Source organism: Candidatus Palauibacter irciniicola (assembly GCF_965208695.1).
Classification (GTDB): Bacteria; Gemmatimonadota; Gemmatimonadetes; order Palauibacterales; family Palauibacteraceae; genus Palauibacter; species Palauibacter irciniicola.
Genome location: NZ_OZ242352.1, coordinates 1,862,586 through 1,886,348 on the forward strand (window position 1 = coordinate 1,862,586; position 23,763 = coordinate 1,886,348).

General features: G+C 67.2%; 19 protein-coding genes. 10 read left to right on the plus strand and 9 right to left on the minus strand.

Annotation, left to right across the window (positions count from 1 at the left end):
• Positions 1-243: 243 nt before the first annotated feature.
• Positions 244-1,788 carry a hypothetical protein gene (locus tag ACOGI9_RS08040; RefSeq protein WP_419856633.1) on the minus strand — a complete coding sequence of 515 codons (1,545 nt, stop codon included), beginning with the start codon at positions 1,786-1,788 and terminating at the stop codon, positions 244-246.
• 156 nt (positions 1,789-1,944) lie between these two features.
• Between ACOGI9_RS08040 and ACOGI9_RS08045 the strand changes: the two genes are divergently transcribed.
• From ACOGI9_RS08045 to ACOGI9_RS08055, 3 genes are all read left to right on the plus strand, one after another.
• Positions 1,945-2,901, plus strand: coding sequence for an endonuclease NucS domain-containing protein (locus tag ACOGI9_RS08045; RefSeq protein WP_419856634.1), 957 nt, complete (start codon positions 1,945-1,947; stop codon positions 2,899-2,901).
• Between the two features lie 47 nt (positions 2,902-2,948).
• Positions 2,949-3,920, plus strand: a complete 972-nt coding sequence (locus ACOGI9_RS08050; RefSeq protein ID WP_419856635.1) for a DUF5677 domain-containing protein — start codon at positions 2,949-2,951, stop codon at positions 3,918-3,920.
• A gap of 404 nt (positions 3,921-4,324) precedes the next feature.
• Positions 4,325-4,876: a hypothetical protein gene (locus tag ACOGI9_RS08055; RefSeq protein WP_419856636.1), complete on the plus strand. Its 552-nt coding sequence runs from the start codon at positions 4,325-4,327 to the stop codon at positions 4,874-4,876.
• Positions 4,877-4,894: 18 nt separating this feature from the next.
• On the opposite strand, the gene ACOGI9_RS08060 is transcribed toward ACOGI9_RS08055, so the two are convergent.
• Complete coding sequence (locus ACOGI9_RS08060; protein WP_419856637.1) at positions 4,895-7,111, minus strand: patatin-like phospholipase family protein; 2,217 nt, start codon at positions 7,109-7,111, stop codon at positions 4,895-4,897.
• A 136-nt stretch (positions 7,112-7,247) separates the two neighbouring features.
• On the opposite strand from ACOGI9_RS08060, the gene ACOGI9_RS08065 reads away from it, so the two are divergent.
• The gene (locus ACOGI9_RS08065; RefSeq protein WP_419856638.1) at positions 7,248-7,535 is read left to right on the plus strand and encodes a hypothetical protein; all 288 of its coding nucleotides are present in this window, start codon (positions 7,248-7,250) and stop codon (positions 7,533-7,535) included.
• Positions 7,536-7,556: 21 nt separating this feature from the next.
• Here the strand turns inward: ACOGI9_RS08065 and ACOGI9_RS08070 are convergent, their stop codons facing one another.
• Positions 7,557-8,018, minus strand: coding sequence for a hypothetical protein (locus ACOGI9_RS08070; protein WP_419856639.1), 462 nt, complete (start codon positions 8,016-8,018; stop codon positions 7,557-7,559).
• A 127-nt stretch (positions 8,019-8,145) separates the two neighbouring features.
• Between ACOGI9_RS08070 and ACOGI9_RS08075 the strand changes: the two genes are divergently transcribed.
• A complete protein-coding gene (locus tag ACOGI9_RS08075; RefSeq protein ID WP_419856640.1) occupies positions 8,146-8,406 on the plus strand; it encodes a BrnA antitoxin family protein in 261 nt (86 codons plus the stop codon).
• Here ACOGI9_RS08075 and ACOGI9_RS08080 read toward each other — a convergent pair.
• Together ACOGI9_RS08080 and ACOGI9_RS08085 are read right to left on the minus strand one after the other, a co-directional pair.
• A complete protein-coding gene (locus ACOGI9_RS08080) occupies positions 8,403-8,660 on the minus strand; it encodes a hypothetical protein (RefSeq protein WP_419856641.1) in 258 nt (85 codons plus the stop codon). The genes ACOGI9_RS08075 and ACOGI9_RS08080 overlap by 4 nt on opposite strands.
• Before the next feature lie 648 nt (positions 8,661-9,308).
• Complete coding sequence (locus ACOGI9_RS08085) at positions 9,309-9,950, minus strand: outer membrane beta-barrel protein (protein WP_419856642.1); 642 nt, start codon at positions 9,948-9,950, stop codon at positions 9,309-9,311.
• A gap of 178 nt (positions 9,951-10,128) precedes the next feature.
• Here ACOGI9_RS08085 and ACOGI9_RS08090 point away from each other — a divergent pair, with 178 nt between their 5' ends.
• Positions 10,129-10,407 (plus strand): type II toxin-antitoxin system RelE/ParE family toxin, encoded by a 279-nt coding sequence (locus ACOGI9_RS08090; protein ID WP_419856643.1) that lies wholly within the window; start codon positions 10,129-10,131, stop codon positions 10,405-10,407.
• A gap of 14 nt (positions 10,408-10,421) precedes the next feature.
• On the plus strand, positions 10,422-10,709 hold the full coding sequence (locus tag ACOGI9_RS08095; protein ID WP_419856644.1) for a HigA family addiction module antitoxin: 288 nt from the start codon (positions 10,422-10,424) through the stop codon (positions 10,707-10,709).
• 22 nt (positions 10,710-10,731) lie between these two features.
• Here ACOGI9_RS08095 and ACOGI9_RS08100 read toward each other — a convergent pair whose 3' ends face one another.
• On the minus strand, positions 10,732-11,223 hold the full coding sequence (locus ACOGI9_RS08100) for a hypothetical protein (protein WP_419856645.1): 492 nt from the start codon (positions 11,221-11,223) through the stop codon (positions 10,732-10,734).
• Between the two features lie 399 nt (positions 11,224-11,622).
• Between ACOGI9_RS08100 and ACOGI9_RS08105 the strand changes: the two genes are divergently transcribed.
• On the plus strand, positions 11,623-16,245 hold the full coding sequence (locus ACOGI9_RS08105; RefSeq protein ID WP_419856646.1) for an Ig-like domain-containing protein: 4,623 nt from the start codon (positions 11,623-11,625) through the stop codon (positions 16,243-16,245).
• 34 nt (positions 16,246-16,279) lie between these two features.
• On the opposite strand, the gene ACOGI9_RS08110 is transcribed toward ACOGI9_RS08105, so the two are convergent.
• Positions 16,280-17,053 carry an outer membrane beta-barrel protein gene (locus ACOGI9_RS08110; protein ID WP_419856647.1) on the minus strand — a complete coding sequence of 258 codons (774 nt, stop codon included), beginning with the start codon at positions 17,051-17,053 and terminating at the stop codon, positions 16,280-16,282.
• Positions 17,054-17,281: 228 nt separating this feature from the next.
• On the opposite strand from ACOGI9_RS08110, the gene ACOGI9_RS08115 reads away from it, so the two are divergent.
• The gene (locus tag ACOGI9_RS08115; protein ID WP_419856648.1) at positions 17,282-18,367 is read left to right on the plus strand and encodes a class I SAM-dependent methyltransferase; all 1,086 of its coding nucleotides are present in this window, start codon (positions 17,282-17,284) and stop codon (positions 18,365-18,367) included.
• Between the two features lie 1,114 nt (positions 18,368-19,481).
• On the opposite strand, the gene ACOGI9_RS08120 is transcribed toward ACOGI9_RS08115, so the two are convergent.
• Positions 19,482-20,921 (minus strand): benzoate-CoA ligase family protein, encoded by a 1,440-nt coding sequence (locus ACOGI9_RS08120; RefSeq protein WP_419856649.1) that lies wholly within the window; start codon positions 20,919-20,921, stop codon positions 19,482-19,484.
• Between the two features lie 172 nt (positions 20,922-21,093).
• On the minus strand, positions 21,094-21,720 hold the full coding sequence (locus ACOGI9_RS08125) for an adenylate kinase (protein ID WP_419856650.1): 627 nt from the start codon (positions 21,718-21,720) through the stop codon (positions 21,094-21,096).
• Between the two features lie 248 nt (positions 21,721-21,968).
• Between ACOGI9_RS08125 and ggt the strand changes: the two genes are divergently transcribed.
• Entirely contained in the window at positions 21,969-23,747 is a 1,779-nt protein-coding gene (gene ggt, locus ACOGI9_RS08130) for a gamma-glutamyltransferase (RefSeq protein WP_419856651.1), read from the plus strand.
• The last annotated feature ends 16 nt before the right edge of the window (positions 23,748-23,763 follow it).

Consider the following 23,763-nt stretch of genomic DNA (forward strand, 5'->3'; position numbering starts at 1 on the left):
CTCCAGCAACGGCAGTCAAGAGTTCTTGAAACCGAAGATTCGTCGTGGTTGCGTTAGCCGCTGGGGCCCTCCTGCTGAGGTGGGCTCAGGCAACGATACGCTGCAGTAGCATAGAAAACCACCCCCGGCAGCGCCGGCGGCGCCTCGCGGCAGGCGAAGCGGTCCGTCCGCGCTAAGCTCCCGTTGCCGTTCCGGTTGAACGCCCTTCCGCCGGCTTCCCAGGCCGGCTCCTCGCGCAGTCGGTTACTGGACAGTCTGCTCACGTGCGGCCAATCTGGGCCGCTCACCCACCCAAGAGCCGGCGACCGCGTCCACAGTCGCCGCGAGAGCGTCGATGCCGCACGGCGACGTCAGATCCTGAAGGACCTTCATCCCGATCGACTTCTGCTCGGGGAGGTCGCGCTCGGCGACGACGTAGAACTCCCAACTTCCGGTGTCGCAGTGGTCGGCCGTGTCCCCGTCGGCTCCGTGCCAGGCGAACACGTAGAGGTCCGCGTGGCGCCCGGGCTTCGGGACCCAGCATTCCTCCTTGTCGTCCCAGTACCCCGTCCGGGGGGCGATATCGAATCGAGCGGGGCTCTGTCGCTCGGGGCTCTTCCAAGCTTGGGCTGCCGCGGACTGCTTGACCTCGAGCCTGACTCCCGATTCGTGCTCGAGGTCCCACGAGTCCCATGGCGTCATGCGCGTCCAGCCGCTGGCCTTGAGCGCGAGCGCGACGATCGCCTCCACGTACTCGGAACGGTGGACGTTGTTCATCACCCGCTCCTTGTACGGGCGGCTGACCTCCTCAAGCACGATGGCGTCCGACTGCCAGGGCTCCGCCAGCTCGTCCAGGATCCCGACGATGCGTTCGAGCGCGGCCGCATACCGGTTGGGCTCCTCGCCTCCCTCCGGGATGACCGGGACCCACAGTTGCTTGCCGACCTCGTGGAGTTTCGAGCCCATGCGAGCCTCAAGTACGGCCTTAACGCCGGCGTTCCAACCTTGGCCGCCGGCGTAGGTCCAATCCGTACAGCACACCCAGAGCGGCGTCGAGCCGAACTTATCGTGCAGGCTGGAGTTGATCCCCAACCAGACACCGAGCTTGTAGAGGCGATCTAGGCGCGCGAATCGGCCGTAGCCGTAGCCGCGCGACGCGATCCCGTAGCTGCCACCCGCCATGGTCCTGGTCGCAAGCCAGCCTGCGGCCTTCCCAAGCTTGACCACCGCATTTACCAACTCCTCCCCCGGAAACCTGGCCTTGCTCTCCCTTGCCTCGGCGAACCGCACGAGTCCTCGGAGTTGCCGGAGGTCCGCCCGACCGAACTCATCACCCTCGAGTGGCTCCTCCATGCTGTCCAGCAAGGTGGTCCAGTCGATGATGCAGAGGTGCTTCTCCGTCCCATCGATTCGGACGCAGCGGGGATGTTCGAGGTCGGTATACGGGAGTCCCTCCCTGTCGAGCCGGCCGAGCAGCCGCGGCCAAAGCTCCTCCACTCGCCGGGTCGGAACCAGGAACATGAGCACCGAGGCGCCAGCCGACGGCATCTGCTCCAGGTAGGCAACGGGCTGCGTGGGCATGAGCGCGGCATCGAACTTGGCCTCGATGACGAACCGCCCTTCCCGGTCGTCTCCCCTCTGCAGCACGTCGAGGCGCCCCAACTCCGGATCGCTGGCTTCGGTTTCGAAGTCCATGCCGGACAACCGCATGCCCGGGACGATTCGCGCCAGCAGTTCGTTCAACCCGTCTCTCGAGTCGAGATGGTGGTTGAGGATGTACTCGAGCACCGTGCAGGCGAGCACTTCCATGGGCGGATGAAACCGCCAGGTGAGGTGAGCCAGCAGCGGTCTTGACGTCTCGGTGTCATGCACGAATCACTTCCTTCCAAAGCTCTTCGAAATATTGAATGGCCGCGCACCCGCGAGGCCGACCCGTCCCAACGTCAACGAACCGGAGTCTCCACCATGTTCTTCCACGATGTCAACGACCACGACTTCATCGAACTCCTCGCGGCAATGCCGGATTCACCCGCGTTGACTCGCGCTCACCTGGTTGGCGGATTTGGTGTGATCGTCGACAGCGACGATCCAACGGCATGGTGGCACGCGCTGATACGGGACCGCGACGAGCAGGGGGCCGCCAAGGCCGTTGCGCAACTGATCATCAAGAAGGGAGGGACACGCGTATTGAGCCTGATCAAGGCCGATGTCGGTGGTCGACACATCGTGCCCCGAGCGGATGACTCGAAGCTCGCGAGGCTGCTGTTCGACGAGTCCCTAGAAGGGTCGCTTGTCGATCAGGAAACCTTGAGGGCGATCGTCTGCGAATACTACGACGAGACGCAGATGGTGATCGACGATGAGGAGGATGAACTCCCGGAACCGGAAGACGAATTCGACCCGGAGGACGCCGAGGAAGACGACGAGGACATCGACAATGGACCCAGCCTCCTCGACATGATCTCAGGCACGCCACGGCCGAGCGCACAGCGGGGAGCCCCGTGGACGCTGGAGCGCGTTCAACACCCGTCCAAGGGGTTTCTCACCGTCCCGGATCGGTGGAAGGAGAAGGACCTGGAGGACTTCCTGTGGTCCAAATGGGAGACCATCGACTTCGGCTTCGACCGCCCCATCTACCTTGTCGGGAAACAGAAGCGCCTCAGCGAAGGCACCAGCGACCGGGTCGACCTGCTCGCGAGGGGAAGGTCGGGCGAGCACATCGCGATCGAACTGAAGATCGTTGAAGCACGACGCGGGGACTACACGCAACTCACCTCCTACATGGGAAACCTGCAATCGAGCGGTGTCCCCGCGGACAAGGTGCGAGGAGTCCTGATCGCACCCGAATTCTCCGAGAAGGTGCTCAGCTCAGCCGCGATCGAGCCCCGAGTCACCCTCCTCCGTTTCAACAAGGGGCTATAGAATGTCCTGCGAGACAACAGATACGAATCCACGGCCCACCAGCGCCGGTGATTGGCAAGGACGACATGATGACAGAAGCTACCAACACGGTTCTGGATCGACGCGCCGCCCAAGAACGTGCGAATACACATTTTCGATTTCCCCGAGATTTGCTGCAGGAAGTTATCAATTACTCAACAGGCATGCTGGGCAGGTGCTTTTCTTCAATACCAACAGACGCTACGCCTGACGTTGGTGTTGCACATATCTTTTTGTTCCGACAAGTTATTGAATTAGCTGACACAATTGAAGTGATGCTCTCGCGTGGATGCGTCTCGCCAATCAGAGTCGTTTTGCGCAGCATGTTTGAATCTACGGTCAGCCTTCAGTATCAGTTGGAATCCGAAGATGATATAGATCGGCGCACGCTATCGTGGGTTCAAGCAGATATTCGACAAAGAAGACGTGCGAGTGAAAGGATTCGCGATTTTGAGATTAGTGACGAACTCACGGAGAAAATGCCTCCTGAGGTGCAAGATGATGTACTGAATCATATCGACGCAATGACCGTCGCATTAAACAAGCCGCACATGCGTGAGGTCGTTGAGGAATACGACCGAGTCAGAAAGCAGAGGAGAAAATGGAAACAAGGAGGTGCCCCAAGATGGTATTCGCTATTTGAAGGCCCTCGATCTTTTGAATTATTGGCCAAGAGGTTCCATTGGTCTGACTTATACGACATCTCCTATAGAGAATGGTCGGCGGTGCTTCATGGGCAAGGCGGCGTGCAAGAAATATTCCAATCCGCAGAAGGGGGTAGCACGACGCTGAAGGGACTCAGATATCCGATTGACACGATCTACTTCATGGTGAACCTTGCCGCCAATTTCTTGCTGCAAGCAATAATTATCATATCTAACGAGTATCGTCCAGATGAAGCCAATGAACGAAATGCATGGTACATGACGGAGATCAAACCGAAACTGGATAAGCTGGGCAAGATGAAATTGACTATCGAACGTGAGACCTTGGAATGGTGAGAAGATCCCTGTAACGGCCTCTTGCATCTCGCCGACAGCCGAGCGGATTTCGGCAACGCGCTCTCGAATGCGCCGACAAAGCACCCGACCGCAGGATCCCACCTTGGAACCGGTCCAGAAATTGCTCGAACCGTAACGTAGCTGCCCTCGGCAGAAAGCCTGCCCCGTCCCGAAAACGCGTCCATGATCCCTTCTACATCGGGGACTGCGAGAGTACCGTGCGCGTCTCCGGCTTCACGAGCCCATGCTCGTCCGAGAAGGACGATTCTCGGGGCGGCGGGTCGCGACAACCCCCAAGACAGGGGGTTGCCAGCGTCACGGACGAGGAGAGGTTGTCGCGTTCTTTCGATCCGTCGCGGCCGTCGGAGGGGCCGCGGATACAGCCGAAACAGGGGAAGTGGAGCATGAATAATTACGTCGGACCGATCTTCGTGGGGGTGCTTGGCGTGGCGGTGGCTGTCGCCGTCTTTGCGCTGGGTGATGCCTGGACGGCGGTCGGCGTGGCCGAAGGAGTGAATCCGTTCCGCGATGCGCTCAGCCAGCTGGGGGTCCTGTACGTCGTTGCACTGCTCGTCGAACGCTCGCTGGAGGTGCTCCTCAAGGCGTGGCGGCAGGGCGGGAAGATCCGCCTCGAGGAAGAGGCGCGGTCGGCCGGAGAGGACGGCAGGACCGCGGCCGAGGCGAGGCTCCAGCAATACAGGGTGGGGACGCAGCGGCGGGCACTTCTCTTCGGTTTGGTGCTCGGAGTCATGGTGTCGCTCTCCGGCGTGCGGCTCCTTGGCTCGATCTTCGAGTTCGGCGCCGGAACCGCGCCCTTCCAGCGAGATCTGTTCCAGTTCACGGACGTCATCGTGACGGCCGGACTGATCGCCGGCGGATCCGCCACCATCCACAAGGCGATGGCGCGCATCGAAGACTTGCTGAAGGCCAACCGAACACGCGCGAAGGACTCGTGATCCCGGGTGGCGGACAAGTTACCAGAACGGGCGACCGAGCGTGGCGTTGATTCTCGGCCCGCTGCCCTCGGCGATGCTCACGCTGCCCAATACCGCGCCGAGCAGCGTGTCGGCCAGCAGCCCGGCCGAGAAGCTCGGGGCGATGTCGGCGTGCACGGCCTCCGGGAGCACAGTGCCGGTTTCGATCCAGCCGGTCTCGATCCAGACGCCGCCATAGATCGGGCCGCCCACGAAATCGGGCAGACGAGCGAGCTGGTGCAGGTATCCGGTGCCGACATGCGCGGTGCGGACGCCGCGGAACTCGTCGCGCTCGAAAGCGCTCAGGCGGAAGGGACCCCCGAGCGTTGACTGGTACAAGGGCGCCACTTGACCGTCGAACGCCGTGGTTCCGCCCGCCAGCAGAAAGACGCGGCCCCGCCTGCCGATGGGGAGGAACATGCTGCTCCTGATTCGGGCCTCCCCGAAGCCGGAAGTTTGGCCGGCCGCGCTCGCCAGCCAGCGCGCCTCGGTTGCGATCCGAACGCCGCGGCGCGGCAGCAGCCAGTCGTCGTGCCCGTCGTACACGAACTTCACGCGCGCGCCGTGCTCCCGTCCGTCGATGTCCGGCAGGAGAGGAGTACCGGTCTCATGGCGCGAGACAACGGTGGCCGCCTCGTATCCGATGCGGAGTTCACCGGCGCGGCCGAGGGCCACGCCAACGTCGGCCCCTCCACCCACGCGCCGGGTCCGGTAACGCGGGCGTTCCTCGTCCTCCGGTGCGGCAAACCACTGCCGACGACTGTCGAAGCCGACCCGCGGCGCGACGAAGATGGGCGATCGCGCAACGGGCATGTAGTAGTCCAGCCGAGCATCCGAGTCCGGCCCGATGGACAGATCGAGCCTCAACTCGGCATCGCGGCTCCCGGCATCGAAGACCGTGAGCCGGGTTCCGAGCGACACCTCCCAGCCGGCAGCGGTGCGATCCTCTACCTCGAGAGCGAGATTCAGGAACGGGGGGCCATGAGTTTTGTCGCGGGCCCGAACGGCGATCCCCGTGCGGTCACCCTCCTGCGCCGCGTCGTATCCGAGACTCCGGTACCGGCCACCACCCGCAAGCCGAGTCAAGCGAAACTCGAGTTCGTCTGGATCAAGCGCGGTGCCGAGCACTGGTTCCAGGGCCCGGGCGATCTCCTCGGCTGAACGGCGATCCACGCCCGCCACTTCGACGAACTGAAGTTCGGCAAGCGGTGGGGCGCGGCGTGCCCGGCGCGCCTCGACATGCCGCGCCCACTCCGCGGGTGACAGCGAGAGGTAGGCCAGCGACTCGCCGGCTTCGGCGGCTGCCTGGTACCCCATGGCCCGAATCGTGTCGAAGCGCCGCCAGTCGAGAAGGGATATGCCCTCAAGCGGTGGCGTGATGATGTGGTCGGCGTGGCGGCTCATCACGCTACGGGCCCGCTCCGTCATCATGATCTGGATCGATTGTCCGGCCAGGCTGACGAGGGACCGCATCTCTTCACGGGTTTGGAGCGGAACCCCGACGTCGACGGCGATGACGACATCCACGTCCATCCGGCTGACGATGTCGGCCGGTACGTTGTTGAGCAGGCCACCATCGCCGAGCAGGAGGCCGTCGCGCTCGACCGGGTCGAACACGCCGGGAATCGACATCGTGGCGCGAAGCGCGCTTGCGAGGGAGCCGCTCCCGAGTTCCGCGACCTCTGCTGCCTCCAGGTCGGTGGCAACCGCGCGAAACGGAGTCGGGAGGTTGTTGAAATCGAGTGGGAGTACGTGGGGCAGCGCCAGCCGACTCAGCAGCAGATCGACTTCGTGGCCCGGGTCGAGGCTCTGGGCCACGCGCGGGCCGTCACGCCAGCCGAACTCCAGGCCCACGGGATACCTGCGCCGATCCTCCTTGCGCCGATACGACTTCAAACGGTAATCGATGTCGCCGCGAAACAGCCGGTCCCAGTCGATATCCGCCACCATGGCCCGAACTTCGCCCGCCGTTCGTCCCGCCGCGTAGGCGCCGGCCACAAGCCCGCCCATGCTGGTGCCGGCGACCGCATCGACCGGAATCCGGTGCTCCTCGAGCCATTCGAGGACCCCGACATGCGCGAGTCCGCGCGCCGCGCCTCCACCGAGCGCGAGTCCCACGCGCGGGCGGCTTTCCTGCGCCTCCGCCACGGGAGGGCACACCAGCGCCACAACGAGCAACAGCAGCGTGGCATAGTGGCGCTTGGATAGTATAGTCATATTACCGACAGAGACTATAAATAAAAGTGTACAGGTGGCGGTGCCGCGTCTATTGCGTTCTCTGGACCGTCCGCATATCCCTTCAGTGTCTCTTCTTCCAAGCTACCATGAAGTACGCAAGAATGGGAGGGCAGCCATGGCATCGAGCACCGGCCCGTTGAACCGAAGCAACCTCATCGTTCCCCTTGTCCTGATCGTCACGATCATCGGGTCGGCGTGGTGGGTGACGAGCAGCGTACGCGGCGCCGTGCAGGCCGTCCGGTCGGAGCTGGAAGCGATTCACGTCGCGATCGACACGGAACTCGACGGCATCCGCGATGTCGCGGAGTCGGTGCGAGACCGCCTGGCCGAGGTGGAGGAGACGGCGGATGCCATGCTCCGCAACCCGCTGGACCTGCTCTCCCGCCCGTCCGGCTCGCGCTGAGATCGCCAGCGACCCGCGGCTCTAGAAGCCTGAGCGAGTGAGCGTGATCTCAACGGTCTGCGGCCCGCCGCTCCCGTCCCCCGGTTGGTACTCGATCGTTCCGGCCAGTCTCGACCGTCCGGTTGCGGTGCCCGTGAAGGTTCCGACGAGGGTCCCCGCCAACGTGAGCGTGACATCCTGGGTCAGGCTCTGGGTGGGCCGCTGCACAGCCGTCCCCATGAGCGTCCCGCCGTCCTCGAACTCTCCGGTGGGACTCGTGCGGACGGCGTAGGAGCCGGCCAGCGCCCCGTCGTTGTCGGTCAGCCGGATTCTGAGCGCCCAGGCCCCCAACTGGCCCTCGTAGGTGCCGGTGATGTTCTCCCGCGGCGGCAGCGGCTCGGGCGGCGGCGGCGGAGGCGGGGCGGACGACTCGCTGCACCCCGCGAGCAAGAGCACAACGGCGATGACGGCCCGATAGCCACCGATTTCCATCGTGTTTCTCACGGCCCCACTCCGTTCTCCCTAAGCGCATGCACTTCACAGCGAAACGTTGACATAGAATTTATGTAGTAACATTAATTCATGCGAATCGAGTTCGACGAAGCAAAGGGAGCGGGCACCTGGAAGGCGAATGAACGAGAACGACGGCTCTACGGCCCGAGGTTTTGATCCGGAAACGGCACCCGACCTCTCCAGGGATGGCTGGCCGGAGAAGTTTGCCAAGGCACGCGTGCGCCGGGGCCGGCCCCCGAAGGCGCGGCCGAAGGTATCCACGACCATCCGGCTGTCTCAGGACGTCATCGACCACTTCCGCGCCGGGGGGCGCGGTTGGCAGACGCGGATCGATGACGCCCTGCTCGACTGGATCAAGCGGTCCAAGAGGGGGCTTTAGGACGCGACCCCCGGCGCGGAACTACTCCTTCGTCTCCGACGAAGAGTCCTGACGCTTTCAGGACCTCCCTGCTCTGCCTTGACCCGCTCTTTCCCGAGGTCGGCGATGCCCTGGGCGACGATGTACGCCACCAGGGGGACGACCACCTCCTCGGGGATCGGGACGCCGAAATCCTCAAGCACGATCAGGATCACCGTGCCAAGGGCGGCGAGGAACTTCTTGGAGCCCAACATCGTCGCGATCGCGTTCCCCACGACTCTCCTCCTTCAAGCGTGAACCTCGTTCCACCATAGACCCCGCCAGAAACGAGATCCACCCCCCAGGCTCTCTGCGCGTGCGGCGGCGCTGCTATGCGCCGAACTGCCTGAGGTGATAGTCGAGGTGTCGACAGCAGATCGATCCCCATTCCTCCCCCGAGATCGAGCCGCACCAGGGATGGCGGCCCCACGGCTCGGCGGGAGGCTTATCACCGACGCGATCCACGAGCGCATGAAGTGAAGCGATATCCTCTCGCCACTCGCCCGGAGCGGTCCTCCACATTTCGGGAGGAGCACGAAACCTCGCTTTCGGCCACGGCAGCCAGTGAACGAAGAGGTGTCGAACCGGCCTGAACCGCAGCAGCCCCGGGTTCACCGCGACGTCCCGGCTACCGAATCTGAGCGCGAGCTTCCCCGGGTTGACCTGAGTGTCGCCGAGTGCGACGCGCAGATGGTCAGCGACATGGCAAACCATCTGCGCCGCCGACATCGTTCCCCACCGGGGATCGCTCTCCGGCAGGAGCCGGTCGATCCGCGCATGCATCTCGGCAACCGCCCGTCGGTCGAGGAGCGTGGGACTCAACCGCGCACTCCGATCTTCATCGTACCTCCGGGCCTCCGCTGCGATTCTCTAAGCGACTCATTTCAGCCGACGGGGACGACCACGCCGGCCTGGATCGCCACGAACCTCGTCGTCTGGTACGAAAATGACGTCAATCCGTGGTGGTAGATGGCTTCCACGCCGAGACTCAGACGGCTGGAGAGCGCGGCCTCCACGCCCGCGCCGACCGCAAGGCCGGCGTCCGGCGTATCGGGGTCGAAGCTGGCGCAACCCGTGTTCTGCCTGCCGGCCCCACCGCACCACAACCGGAGCGCCACCCACGGGCCGGCCAGGACGCTCACCGACAGCCGGCCGAGTGGCCTGCCGCTGAAGCGGGCGCCCAGAAGCGCTGATAGCTGAACGTAGCCCACGGAGAGTCTGCCGCTGAGGGGCTCGCCGTTCGCGTCGCTTCCCAACCCGGCGCCCCCCTTCACGGCGTACGTACCGCCGACGCGGATTTCGTACTCGAGCGCGAGGGGCACCGTCAGGTCGGCTCCGAAGGTGAAGCTGTACGCCGGGTCGGTCGGGAAGCCGGGGCAGGGTTCGCCCGGCGGGCATGTCGCGAAGACTTCGTCGCCCGGATCCAGATCCATGCGCGCGATCCCCACCCCCGCCCGCACGCCAAGCGTGGTCTGCGCGGCCGCGGGCAACGCAACGGCCAGCAGGATCCATCCCGTCAGCAGCACGTTCCGAGTCCGCATTCGTCCCCTTCGCCCCGGAGGCAAGATCAACGCCGATTCGTACCCTCGTTCCTACCGAACCGGGCACCGTATGATCCTCCGAACGAAGGCCCCGGCCATCGGCGCAGTTCAGGATCGCGATCCGTAGCTTGTCACCTGACAGGCGACACCCTACCATAGGGCGATGATCGCATCGTTCCGCCATCGGGGGCTGAAAGCGCTTTATGAGGGCAGAACGGCGCGGCGAGTCGCGCCCGAGCACGTTGGCAAATTGCGAGACATCCTCGCGGCCCTCGATCGTAGCCGGGGCCCGGAGGGCATGAATCTGCCGGGGTTCCGATTGCACGCGCTCAAGGGACCGCTGAAGGGGTATTACGCCGTTTCGGTGTCCGGCAACTGGCGGGTGACGTTCCGTTTCGAGGACGGCGCGGCCGTCGACGTGGACTACTTGGATTATCACTGAGGAGAGCGCCGATCATGACCATGCACAACCCGCCGCATCCAGGCGGCATCGTGAAGCGGCAGTGCCTCGAGCCCCTCGGTTTGACCGTGACCCGGGCCGCCGAGGGTCTCGGCGTGACCCGGCAAGCACTTTCGGAGCTGGTGAACGGGCGCACGGGCATCTCGGTCGAGATGGCGATGAGGTTGTCGAAGGCGTTCGGCTCTACGCCCGAAACCTGGCTAGGGATGCAGATGGCCTACGATCTCTGGCAGGCCCGCGACCGCGCCCGCGAGATCGCGGTTGAGCGCTTTGTGTCGGCATGACCGACAGCTTCGGTGAACGCCGCTATGCGCCGAACTGCCTGAGGTGATAGTCGAGGTGTCGACAGCAGATCGATGCCCATTCGGGCCCGGAGATCGAGCCGCACCAGGGATGGTGGTCCCACGGCTCGGCGGGAGGCTTGTCACTGACGCGATCCACCAGCGCATGAAGTGAAGCGATATCCTCTCGCCACTCGCCCGGAGCGGTCCTCCACATTTCGGGAGGAGCACGAAACCTCGCTTGCGGCCACGGCAGCCAGTGAACGAAGAGGTGTCGAACCGGCCTGAACCGAAGCAGCCCCGGGTTCACCGCGATGTCCCGGCTACCGAATCTGAGCGTGAGCTTCGCCGGGTTGACCTGAGTGTCGCCCAGTGCGACGCGCAGATGGTCAGCGACATGGCAAACCATCTGCGCCGCCGACATCGTTCCCCACCGGGGGTTGCTCTCCGGCAGGAGGCGGTCGATCCGCGCATGCATCTCGGCAACCGCCCGCCGGTCGAGGAGCGTGGGACTCAACGGCGCACCCTGATCTTCATCTCACCTCCCTGCCCGGCGGCGAGGACGAAGAAGGCTGTACCGGCGAGGCGGATCCAGGGGCCCTCCGCCACAGGCAGTCCCGCTCAGGATACATCCCGCTAGCAGCAGCCTTCTGATCCGCATTCTGATCGCTTCGCCAGGAGTAGCGACAATCCGGTTCGCATCTTCATTCCTACCGGGCCGGGCGAGGTATGATCCCGTGAGCCAAGTGAGGGCGCTTTCCTGCCAAACGCCCGCCACGCTTACGGGCAAGCGGCGAGCCTATCGGAAATGTCCGTGTACTATCCGATAGACGTTTTTGCCATCTGATCTGTATCTGTCCCTGCCCCGCGCACGAATCCAGATTCAAGCCTCCTCCGGGATCTGGGAGAACCCCTCGTGAGTGGATTCCCGCGCCTCGCCACTGCCGCCGCCGTCCTCGTGGCCGCCGCCTGGTACGTGGCCTGCGGGGGCGGGACGACCGAGCCGCCGCCGCGCCCGCCCGAACCGGCGAACCGCGGACCTGTCGCCGTGGGCACGATCCCGGCCCAGGCGGTTACGGTGGGCGAGACGACGAGAGTGGACATCTCGGCGTACTTCCGTGATCCGGACGGGGACGCGCTGACCTTCTCGGGTGAGTCCTCCGACAGCCAAGTGGCAAGCGTCTCCGTGACGGGAAGCACGGCGTCGGTGACGGGCGTCGGCGCCGGCACGGCCACGATCTCGGTCACCGCCCGGGATCCCGCCGGGCAGTCGGTACGCCAGAGTTTCGGGGTCGCCGTCCAGGCGCCCGTGCCGACGACGATCGTGGTGACCCCTGACGCGGCATCCCTGACGGCCATCGGGCAGACGGTCGCGCTCGTGGCGGAGGTGCGGGACCAGGCCGGGCGCGCGTTGCCGGGAGCCGACATCTCGTGGTCGAGCACGGACACGTCGGTGGTGACGGTCGATTCCGCGGGCGTCGTCACCGCGGCCGGGCGGGGATCGACGACGGTGACCGCCGCCTCCGGCGAGGCGGCGGGCGGCGCGACGGTATCGGTGATGCAGGAGGCGGCATCGGTGATCGTCACGCCCTCGCTCGCGACGCTCGCCGTCGGCGACACGCTGCGGCTGACCGCGTTCGCCCTCGACGCAAACGAGCACCTGATCCCCGGCACGGAGTTCGAGTGGACGTCCAGCGCCCCCTCCATCGCGAGCGTGGACGACTCCGGACTGGTGCGGGGCGTCGGCCCGGGCACGGCGACGGTCGCCGCCGCGTCCGGGGACGCCGAGGCGACGTCCGAGATCACGGTGCCGAATCCGGACCGCGCCGCGCTCGTGGCGCTCTACGAGTCGACCGACGGACCCAACTGGCTTGTAAACGACAACTGGCTGACGGATGCCCCGATCGGCGAGTGGAGCGGCGTGCTCGTCGACGACGAGGACAGGGTGGTCCGGCTCAGCCTTTACCGCAACGGGCTCTCCGGTCCGCTCCCGCCGGAAATCGGCAACCTGACCCGCCTTCAGGCGTTCTTCCTCTCGAACAACCGGATCACGGGCTCGATCCCGCCGGAATTCGCGAAACTCCCCGAACTGTTCTGGATCAATCTCAAGGAGAACCGGCTGACGGGTACCATCCCGCCCGAACTCGGCAGCATGCCGCGGCTCGTCCAGCTGCAGATCTGGGGGAACGAGCTGTCCGGGCCGATCCCGCCCGAGCTTGGGTACGCGCCCAGGCTCAGGGTCCTGTATCTGCACTACAACAACTTCACCGGTTCGATTCCGCGGAGTTTCCTCCGTCTTTCCCCGATCCTTTTCCGGATCGCGGGCAACGCGGGCCTCTGCATGCCCGGCACCTCCGAGTTCGTTGCCTGGTTCGAGCGGATCGACCGGCGGAACGGGTCGTTCTGCAGCGAGCCGGACATCGCCGTCCTCGAGTCGCTGTACGAAGGGACGGGGGGCGACGACTGGACTCGCTCGGACGGCTGGTTCGACGGCATCCTGCTCTCGGAATGGTACGGCGTCACGCCGGACTCGATCGGCCGGGTGCAGGGCCTGGACCTGAGCGGGAACGGACTCGCGGGCCGTCTCCCGCCGCGCCTCGCCGACCTCTCAGGCCTGACCGACCTTCGGATCGGCGACAATCCGCTCACGGGGCCGCTGCCGCTGTCGCTGCGGCAGCTCCCGCTCCGGACGCTGCACTACGCGGACACGGACCTTTGCGTCCCGGGCGCGACGTCCTTCCGCGCGTGGCTCGCGGCCATTGAATCGCATGACGGAACCGGCGTCGAATGCGCGCCACCCACGGACCGGTCCATCCTCGAGGCGCTCCACGCCTCGACCTCCGGGGCGGATTGGGACCGAGACGACAACTGGCTGACCGACGCGCCACTCGATCAGTGGCACGGGGTGGAAACCGACGCCGACGGACGCGTCGTGAGTCTCGCCCTGGCGGGCAACCGCCTCCGGGGGCCCCTCCCGCCCGAGCTGGGCGGCCTCTCGCGGCTGCGCCGCCTGGACCTCGCCAGCAACCCCCTGACGGGACCGATCCCCCCGGAACTCGGCAACCTCTCCCGCCTGACCGAAGTGCGCCTCGTTCAGACGGGCCTTTCTGGTCCCATTCCTCCGGAACTCGCTAATCTGACCGCACTCGAGGAGCTGTCGCTGGACGTCGAGGCTCCGGCGGGTCCCATTCCGCCCGAATTGGGGAATCTCCGGAACCTCAGGCGCCTGGTGCTCACCGGCCCCGGGGTGACGGGATCGATTCCGCCGGAACTCGGCAACCTCGCCAATCTGGACCTGCTGGTGCTGGGGTACGGCGCCCTGACGGGCCGCATCCCGGGGGAACTGGGCCGGCTGTCGAACCTGTCCTATCTGATCATCCGAAACTCGCCGCTGACCGGCCCCATCCCCCCGGAAGTCGGGAACCTGACCGGCCTCTACACCCTCGAACTCGACCGGAACCGGCTCACCGGCGAGATCCCGCCGGAACTCGGGCGTCTGGCCAACCTCACGCGGCTGTCGCTCAACCATAACGCACTCGCCGGCGCGATCCCTTCCGAACTGGGCGACCTCGGCCGCCTTCGCCTGCTGCGACTCCAGGCGAACGCACTTTCGGGCCCGCTTCCGCCGCAGCTCGGCCGCCTGGCCGCCCTCACGGAGCTGAATGTCGACGACAACCGGCTCACCGGCTCGATTCCACCGCAACTCGGCGACCTGTCGGACCTGGTGTACCTCTACCTCCGGGACAACGCCCTGACGGGACGGATCCCCCCCGAACTCGGGTACCTGAGTCGGCTCAGGGAGCTGTATCTCGATCGGAACCGCCTCACCGGCCCGATCCCGCCGGAGTTCAGCGGCCTGACGAGTCTGGAGACCCTGGGCCTGTCCGGGAATCCGGAACTCGCCGGAGCCCTTCCGACCAGCCTGACGGCGCTGGGCCGGCTCGACATTATCCTTGCGGCGGGAACCGGGCTCTGCACGCCGGATGACGCCGGCTTCCTGACGTGGCTGGATGGCGTGCGGCACCGCGTGCCCCCGTGCCCCGACGTCGCCGGGTCCGCGGCCTATCTGACCCAGGCGATTCAGTCCAGGGACTTCCCGGTTCCACTCGTCGCGGGCGAGGAGGCGCTGCTTCGGGTGTTCGCGATCACCTCCGAATCCACGGAGGAACCCCTCCCGCCGGTCCGGGCCACGTTCTATCGGGGAGACGCCGAGGTGTACGCGGTGGACATTCCCGGCAAGGCGGGCCCCATCCCGGTCGGAGTGGACGAAGGCAGCCGTGAGACCTCCTCGGACGCCAGGATTCCGGGGGACGTGGTGCAGCCGGGGCTCGAGATGGTGGTCGAGATCGATCCCGGGGGCACGCTGCCCTCGCAACTTGGCGTGACGAGGCGGCTGCCGGAGACCGGACGGACCGCCATCGAAGTCGCGGCGCTGCCGGCGCTCGATCTGACGCTGGTCCCATTCATATGGACGAGCAGGCAGGACTCGGGGATCGTGGACCTGATCGACGACATGGCCGCGGATCCGGCGGGGCACGAACAGCTCTGGCACATCAACACGATCCTGCCCGTGGGCGAGCTGCGCGTGACGGCCCACGAGCCGGTGCTTTCGTCGACCAACTCGGGCTTCGCGCTGCTCGGCCAGACCGCCGCGGTACGCGCCATGGAGAACGGGAGCGGCTACTACATGGGCATGATGTCGGAACCGATCACGCAACCGCTCGGCGTCGCGTTTCGGCCCGGCTGGACGAGCTTCTCCGCTCCCCGTCCGACGACCATGGCGCACGAGTTGGGGCACAACATGAGTCTCCAGCATGCGCCGTGCGGGAACGCTTCGAACCCCGATCCCCTGTTCCCTCACACCGGCGGCCTGACCGGGGGCTGGGGGTTCGACTTCACGGGTGACGGCGAACTGACCCCCCCGACCTGGTCGGACCTGATGGGCTATTGCGGACCTCGGTGGATCAGTGACTACCACTTCACGAAGGCGCTGCGCCGCCGCCAGGCGACCGAGACGGCCGCAGCAGGATCGCGCGCGGCAGCAGCGTCCGTCGGCGATCCGACCGCCGGCTCGCTTCTTCTCTGGGGCGGCGTCGATCCCGAGGGCACCCCCTACCTGGAACCGGTCTTCGTGGTGGACGCCGCGCCGTCGCTGCCGGCGACCGGCGGCGAGTATTCCGTCTCGGGGCGCGACGCGGGAGGCCGCGAGCTCTTCTCGTTGAGCTTCGCCATGCCGCTGGTGGCGGATGCGGGCGGCGGTTCGAGCTTCGTCTTCGTCCTCCCCGCGCGGGCGGCCGGGGCGGGCGAACTGGCCAGCGTGACGCTCTCCGGCCCGGCCGGATCGGCCGCGCTGGACCGGGACAGCGACCAGCCGATGGCCATCCTGCGCGATCCGCGCACGGGGCGCGTACGAGGCATCCTCGGCGGATCGACCGCCGCGCCCGATCCGCCGGATCTCGCGGCCGCCCTGGCGGCAGAGCACGGACTCGACGTGCTCCTCAGCCGCGGCATCCCCGAAGCGGAGGCCCGGCGCCGCTAGACTACGGCGAGCGCGATCCCCCGCGCGGGCCGCATCACCCGATCGCGAACACGAGGCCGCCCTGGAAGGCTACGTGGCCGGTCTTCGTCCCCTCATCGTCGATTTCGGAGAGGCCCCTGGAATAGATGACCTCGAACGCCAGGTCCATCGAGGCGGACAGTCGGACTTGGAACCCGCCGCCGACGGCGAGCCCGAAGTCGGTCGACTTGACCGCGCTCACGCCGCCCTCCCCGCAGGCGACTTCCGTGTCCTGCGCGCTCGCCGTCCGCCCGGCGCCCGCGGTCCCTCCCGCGCTGACGCGGTTGGGAATCCCCGGCGGGACCTCGGGGCGGAGGGGGCCGGGATCGACCGACGAGACCGCCACCTGGCACGAGAGGTTGAAGGCCATGTAGGGCCCGGCGAGAAGGCCGAAGCTGAGATTCCCCCCTTCGCCGGTGGTGCCCGCGCGGAGGAGCGCGGAGAACTGAACGTATTCGAACTCGGCCATCGACTCGGCGAGCAGACGGCTCGCGGTGATCGACGGCGGCACCTCCACGGCGCCGCCCTTCTGGGCCAGTCCCATGCCGAGGCGCACGCCCAGGCCGCCGCTCAGCGGGATCCCCGCGTCCACCCCCGCCACGATCCCGCCTCTGGGTTCGTCGAACGCCTGTCCGCCTCGCGCCGCCGCGTCGTCCCCGGACAGGGATGCGGAACCGAGGCCGACCCTCAGGCCGATGGTCGTCTGCGCCGCGAGCGGCGCGGCCGCCAGGGCGAGAACCAGAGCCACGGCGTGGATCGCGGCCTGCGCGGAATAACGTCCTGCGGACATGGCGTCTCCCTCCATGCGAATTGCCTGCGCTGGTCACCACCCACGGAGCGAGGCGGCGGCCCTCCCACGCACCATTCTCCGCCGTTGACCGCCGATCATCAACTTCACGCGCTTGAGGTGTCTTCCTGCCTTCGTATTATGTATGCGGGCCGTCGCATAGTGTGTGGCGGCCACTTGAAGTCCTCTCGACCGCATCCTTCACTCTCACACATCCCAGGTCTCCGACCCATGATCGATATCAACGAAATCGGTGCGACGGCCTTCGTCATCGCGTCCATCCGGGCCCTGGAGCCCGAGAAGCCGCGGCCGCTCTTCAACGATCCCTACGCGCCGTGGTTCTCCAACGACCGGGCGCGCACGGCGGCGCGGCAACTGGAGGCGGTGTTCCCGCCCTCGACAACGATGGTCCGCTTCCGCACCCGCTTCTTCAACCGGTTCGTCGAGCGCGGGATCGTGGACGGGGCGCGCCAGGTCGTGCTGCTCGGGGGCGGCTTCGACATGCGCGCCCACTTCTACCGCGGCACGGGCGCGACCTTCTACGAGGTGGACCAGAAGGCGGTCCTCGAGTTCAAGCGCCACATCCTGTCGGACAACGGGATCGAACAGCCGCCGTCGCTCTTCGCCAACTACCTGGAGGAGGACGTTCCGGGCGGCCTGGTCGACCTCGGCTTCGATCCCGCGGCGCCGACGCTGGTGGTCTGGGAGGGCAACACGATGTACCTGCCCCCCACGAGCATCATGCCGTTCCTGAACCGGCTGGGGGACGCGATGCCGTCGCTCCGCATCGCCTTCGACTACTTCTCCGTCGACCTGCAGCGCCGCGAGTTCGACAACGAAGAGGACCGCAGGCGGCTCGAGGGCGTGGAGCGAGCGATGAACGCCTCGTTCCCCACGGGCTTCCCCGACCTCACGGTGTTCGAGAAGCAGGCGCCGTTCGAGGTGGCCGAGTCCGGCACGTTCGCGGAACTGGCGGAGGAATACGGACTGGGCGAGATGGTCGCCGAATACCCCGAAGACTGGCGCCCGAAACCCTCAAACTCTACCGCTACTGCGTACTGGAACGAGCGGGAGCCGCCCCATCCGTTCAGGTGCGGGACGACGGCCGCCGCCACCCGGCGGGCGTCTTCGCCTGCGAACCACGCTTTCCGCATTGACCGTCTGATCTCGACGCCGAAGCCGAGGTCGCCATCGTCAGGCAAGAGGCGGATGGAACTCAGGTCGAGGAGTCGGAACTTCGCGACATCTTCCGGAGTGACGGGGCCATCCTCGCGTGCCTCGCCACCGACACGAACCTTGGCCATCGGGCGGAGGTAGACCCACGCCAGCACGGACCATGTGGCGACGGTAGCCGTCGTAGGCATCATCCGATTCGAACGCGTCGCGCGACTCGCCCCAGATGCCCGCGGCCTGTCCGACCGGTGGTGCCCCCAGCCCACGACGCCGTCGATGACCGGAGCGACGACGTTCCCGCGGGAACGCTGCGGGTGCAGTCGCCGCGCGCCACCGGGCCCTCGCCCTTGGGCGGCCTGCGCATGAAGAGCATCGAGCACCCGCTCGAGAGCAGGGCGATGAGCGAGGCGCGAGCACCGCCGGGAGCGCGAAACGACGTTTACCCGACAACGAACACGATCCCGCTCTGCAGGGCCAGGTGACGGTTCCTCGTTCCGTCTGATTCGTCGATGGTCGGGAGAGACCCATCGCGTAGATCACATCCAGCGCCAGGGCGACGGACGCGCCCAGCCGTCGATTACTTCGACCCCCGTCCCATGAAGAGCAAGGCCAGTCCGAAGTCCCGGGAGCTGAAAGGTCGGTGCCCTCGTCCTTGCGGCATGACGCTTCCGTCCTCGAAAGCTGACGCCCGCCGGAGAACCGAAACTGCCCCGATCCGGCCGGCGGAAAGAGTGTCGTCAGCGCGATGTCGCACGAAAGGTTCAGGGCCACGTACGGCCCGGCGAGGACGCCGACCTTGAGGAGCCCCCGCTCGGCGTCGGCACTCGCGCGGACGAGTGCGGAGAGCTGCAGGTAGTCCAACTCGGCGGTCGCCTGGACGAACGCTCTGCCCGCGGTGACCGACGGCGGCGTGTCCGCGAGACCACCCTTCTGGGCCAACCCCATCCCGACGCGGAGATCCACGATGCCGCTCAGGGGGATCCCCACGTCGATCCCCGATACGGCCCCGAATCGGGATCTCTCCACTTCCCCCGCTTCCAGTCGCGGCATGTCCCGGGACAGGGTGGCGGTGCCGATGCCGCCCCTGAGGCCGATGGTCGTCTGCGCGGCGAGGGGCGCGGTCGCGAGCGGCGCGGCCGCCAGCGACGCGAGAAGGGTGACGGCGAGAGACTTGGTCAGGGTCGACACGAAGACTCCTTCTCCGCGGATGTGATCCGGTCCGGGGGTCCCCCTGTTGACGACCGATCCGTGGGCCGGGTCACCGTAGGAGGCGCTGGGAGCGCAGGCGGAAGCGCTGGATTTTCCCGGTCGCGGTCTTCGGGAGTTCGGCCGCGAACCGAATCCAGCGGGGGTACATGTAGCGCGGGAGAGCCTCCTTGCAATGCGCGACGAGTTCGGCCCGCAGCGTGTCGGCGGCCGATGGCGCGCCCGCCGTCTCCCGGAGCGGCTCCGACAGCACGACGTGCGCTTCCGGCTTCACCAGGCCGTGGTCGTCCTCGCGGCCCACGACGGCTGCCTCCAGCACGGAGGGATGTTCCATGAGGCGGGCCTCGATGTCGAACGGGGAGCACCAGATCCCGCCCACCTTGATCATGTCGTCCGCGCGGCCCTGGTAGTGGAACCAGCCCTCCGCGTCGCGCACGTACTGGTCGCCGGTGCGGAGCCAGCCGTCGACGATCGTTCGTCCCTCGAGTTCCGGACGGTTCCAGTAGCCGGGGGTCGTCGAGTCGCCGCGGATCTCGAGCTGTCCCGCTTCGCCCGGCTCCGCCTCGGCGCCGGCTTCGTCCACGATCCGCGCCTCGTAGCCGGGGACGACGCGGCCAGTGGTCCCGGGCTTCACATCGCCAGGGGCGTTGGAGATGAAGATGTGGAGCGCCTCGGTGGAGCCGATCCCGTCCAGGATCTCGAGCCCCGTCGCCGCCTTCCAGCGGCGGAAGAGGTCCGGGGGCAGCGCCTCGCCGGCCGAGACGCAGAGCCTGAGCGAACTCAGATCGGGACCGTCCTGCCCCGCCGCGTCCAGCGCCTGTAACTGGGCCGCGTACAGCGTCGGCACCCCGAAGTACGCCGTCGGCCGCAGCGTCTCGATCGTCTCGAACGTCGTCGCGGGCGTCGGCCGCCGCGCGTCGAGGATCGCCGTGCCTCCCACCCACAGCGGGAAGGTCATCGCGTTCCCGAGCCCGTACGCGAAGAAGAGCTTGGCCGCGGAGTAGCAGCGGTCGTCCTCTCCCAACCCCAGGATCCCCACGGCGTAGTGCTCGCAGGTGGCGGGCATGTCGCGGTGGCGGTGCGGCACCCCCTTGGGACGGCCCGTGGTGCCCGAGGAGTAGAGCCAGAACGCGATGTCGTCCGGCCGGGCCGGCGCGGCCTCCAGCTCCGGAGGGGCCGCATCCAGGTCGTCGAGCACCCCGCCCTCCGCCCCGAGCACGAGCCCGCGGGCGCCCGTGCGCGCCGCCGCCAGCGCCGGCACGACCTCGGCCGCGAACTCCGGAGAGTAGACGACGGCCCGGCACTCCGAGTCGGCGACGATGAACGCGAGATCCCGCGCCCGCATGAGGTAGCTCACGGGCACGGGCACGATCCCCGCCTTGATCGCCCCCCAGAAGAAAAAGAAGAACTCGGGGCAGTCCTTCACGACCATCAGCACGCGGTCGCCCGGCGCGAGCCCAAGCCCGAGGAGCGCGTTCCCCGCCTGCGCCACCCGCCCGGCCAGCTCCGCGTACGTGACCGTCGCCCAGCCTGCGCGATGGCGACCCTGCCGCCCCGCCCCTCCGCCACGTGCCGGTCGACATACCACGATGCCGCGTTGAACGTCTCCCCGTACCGGAGACGCGCGGGGCAGGTGGAACGGTCGATCGTGAGTTCCGTCTGACTCATGGTCGTGAATCTACGGCAGATCCGAGAGTGTTGCGGTCCTCAGATGCGGCGAAGGCCTCGACCTCGCGGGGAGATCCGAGGCGGACGAACTGGATGTGCGCCCAGCGCGCGTCCGACATGCAGGCGAGCATGTTTCGTCGCTTGCGCCTGTGCTGCGTGATGATCCAGGCGAGGAGCGAGTCGTGCCGCCAGACCAGGAGGTGGCGCCAGAACCACTCCCGGTTCGTCCCCCACACCAGTTCCCCGGACCGCGAGCGCCGCCAGGAGCGGCGGAGGAAGCGCCACACGAGCAGCCGCAGCGGCAGGTCGAGCCAGACGACCGTGTCCAGACGCGGCCACAGGATCCGCCGGGAGAACTTCTCATAGGACCCCGCGACGACCCAGCGCTCCCCGCGTGTCGCCTCTCGAATCCGGCGCTCGAACCTGTCCGGATCCGTCTGGTTCAGCCCGACCCAGCCCGGCAGCCAGTTGAGCGCGTCCAGCTCCACGAACGGCGCCTCCAGCGCCTCCGCCAGCCGCGCCGCAAGCGTGCTCTTCCCCGACCCGCTGTTCCCCACCACCTGGACACGGTCGCCAATCTCGGCGTCCGGCGCGATTCGGCTCTCATGAACTCTGCGGATCATGGTCGGCAGTCTACGCTGGAGCGCGGCGGGCCGCTTGCCGCTCGGGCGGGCCGAGGGGCACAATGGCGGCTGTATGCCGGAGCCGAAGGTCGGCGCCCGGCGTCCAACTCCGATATCCAATTCCCGGGAGTCATACGGAGATCTGATGCGCGACGCAGACCGAATCGATACCTCGCGGCCGGTTCGTTGGCCGACGTTCCGCCACGACCGGGCCGCCGCTTTCGCTGGGCGCGGGCCTGGCGCTCCTATTGCTCCTGGGCGGGTGCCAGCCGGGCGACGCCGGGGATGGCGCCGAGATCGGCGTCGCGAGTTCCTCGGCCAGCGCCTTCATCGAAGCGGGGGGCGCTTTCCCGGAGGGGTGGCCCTTCGCCGCCGAAGACGCGCCGGTGACGGCCACCGAGGGCATGGTCGCCTCGACGGACGAGTACGCGTCCCGCGTGGGCGTGGAGATCCTCGCGGCCGGCGGCAACGCGGTCGACGCGGCGGTCGCGACGGGACTGGCGCTCGCCGTCGTGAACCCGGAGGCCGGCAACCTGGGCGGGGGCGGGTTCATGATGATCCGCCTCGCCGACGGCACCGTCTTCGCGCAGGACCACCGGGAGAAGGCGCCCATGGCGGCCACCCGCGACATGTACCTCGACGAGGACGGGAACGTGACCGACCTCTCCGTCCGGGGACACCTCGCGGCGGGCGTGCCCGGGACCGTCTCCGGGCTGTGGGAGGCGCACCGGCGCTTCGGCGCGCTCGAGTGGACCGACGTGGTGCAGCCGTCCATCGATCTCGCGCACGGGTTCGAAGTCACGACGCGGCTCGTGTCCACGCTCGACGCGGCGCAGGAGGGGATCCGCGCCTTTGAGCACAGCGCGCGCATCTTCCTCCCCGGCGACGCCGTCCCCGGCATCGGCGACACCTTCGCGCAGCCGGATCTCGCCGCCGTCCTCACGCGCCTCCGCGACCAGGGGCCCGACGACTTCTACCGCGGGGAGACCGCCGCCCTGATCGTGGCGGAGATGGAGCGCGGCGGCGGCATCATCACGCTGGAGGACCTCGACCGCTACGAGACGGTCTGGCGCGATCCGGTCGCCTTCGACTACCGCGGCTACACGGTCCATTCGATGCCGCCGCCCTCCTCCGGCGGCCTCACGATGGCGGCGATCGCCAACATGCTCGAGCGCTGGGACCTGGGCGCCATGGGGTGGAACAGCCCCGAGACGATCCACGTGATGGCGGAGTCCTTCCGCCGTGCATACGCCGACCGCAACGAGTACCTCGCGGACCCGGACTTCATCGAGCTTCCCACCGGCGAGTTCCTGTCGGAGGCCTACGCGGACAGCCGCGCGGAGACGATCTCCACGGAGCGCGCGACCCCCTCCGCCGAGGTCAACCCCGGGATCGACGCCTTCCTCGACGAGAGCCACACGACCCACTACGCGGTCGTCGACGCCGAGGGGAACGCGGTCGCGGTCACGACCAGCATCAACTCGTGGTACGGCGGCAAGGTCGTCGTGGACGGAGCGGGGTTCTTCCTCAACAACACGATGGACGACTTCGCGTCCAAGCCGGGCACCCCGAACCAGTTCGGCCTCGTTCAGGGCGAGCGCAACGCGATCGGCCCCGAAAAGCGCATGCTGTCCGCGATGAGCCCCACGATCGTCGAGGACGCGGACGGCGACCTCTTCCTCGTCACCGGAACCCCCGGCGGCGCCACGATCATCACCACGGTGCTGCAGTCCATCTTCAACGTCGTCGACCACGGGATGAACGTCGTGCAGGCGGTCCATGCCCCGCGCGTGCACCACCAGCACCTTCCGGACCTCGTCTTCCACGAATACGGGGGAGTGGGAGGGGCCACGGCGAGCGCGCTGGAGGCGCTGGGACACACGGTCCTCGAGCGCGACCCGGGCCCGCCCGACGCCTACTTCACCGGCGGCATGTCGGGCGACCTGCAGCTGATCATGGCGATGCCGGACGGATCCCTGACGGCCTGGTCCGACCCCCGCCGCGGCGGAACGGCGCTCGGCCGCTAGGCTTGCAATCCCCGTC

Bases quoted from the DNA above. Each gene is read 5' to 3' on its own strand.
- ACOGI9_RS08125 (WP_419856650.1), bottom strand. From the start codon at position 21,720: ATGATCCGCAGAGTTCATGAGAGCCGAATCGCGCCGGACGCCGAGATT.
- ACOGI9_RS08110 (WP_419856647.1), bottom strand. From the start codon at position 17,053: ATGTCCGCAGGACGTTATTCCGCGCAGGCCGCGATCCACGCCGTGGCT.
- ACOGI9_RS08075 (WP_419856640.1), top strand. From the start codon at position 8,146: ATGAACGAGAACGACGGCTCTACGGCCCGAGGTTTTGATCCGGAAACG.
- ACOGI9_RS08040 (WP_419856633.1), bottom strand. From the start codon at position 1,788: ATGGAAGTGCTCGCCTGCACGGTGCTCGAGTACATCCTCAACCACCAT.
- ACOGI9_RS08055 (WP_419856636.1), top strand. From the start codon at position 4,325: ATGAATAATTACGTCGGACCGATCTTCGTGGGGGTGCTTGGCGTGGCG.
- ACOGI9_RS08065 (WP_419856638.1), top strand. From the start codon at position 7,248: ATGGCATCGAGCACCGGCCCGTTGAACCGAAGCAACCTCATCGTTCCC.
- ACOGI9_RS08060 (WP_419856637.1), bottom strand. From the start codon at position 7,111: ATGACTATACTATCCAAGCGCCACTATGCCACGCTGCTGTTGCTCGTT.
- ACOGI9_RS08095 (WP_419856644.1), top strand. From the start codon at position 10,422: ATGACCATGCACAACCCGCCGCATCCAGGCGGCATCGTGAAGCGGCAG.
- ACOGI9_RS08090 (WP_419856643.1), top strand. From the start codon at position 10,129: ATGATCGCATCGTTCCGCCATCGGGGGCTGAAAGCGCTTTATGAGGGC.
- ACOGI9_RS08115 (WP_419856648.1), top strand. From the start codon at position 17,282: ATGATCGATATCAACGAAATCGGTGCGACGGCCTTCGTCATCGCGTCC.
- ACOGI9_RS08045 (WP_419856634.1), top strand. From the start codon at position 1,945: ATGTTCTTCCACGATGTCAACGACCACGACTTCATCGAACTCCTCGCG.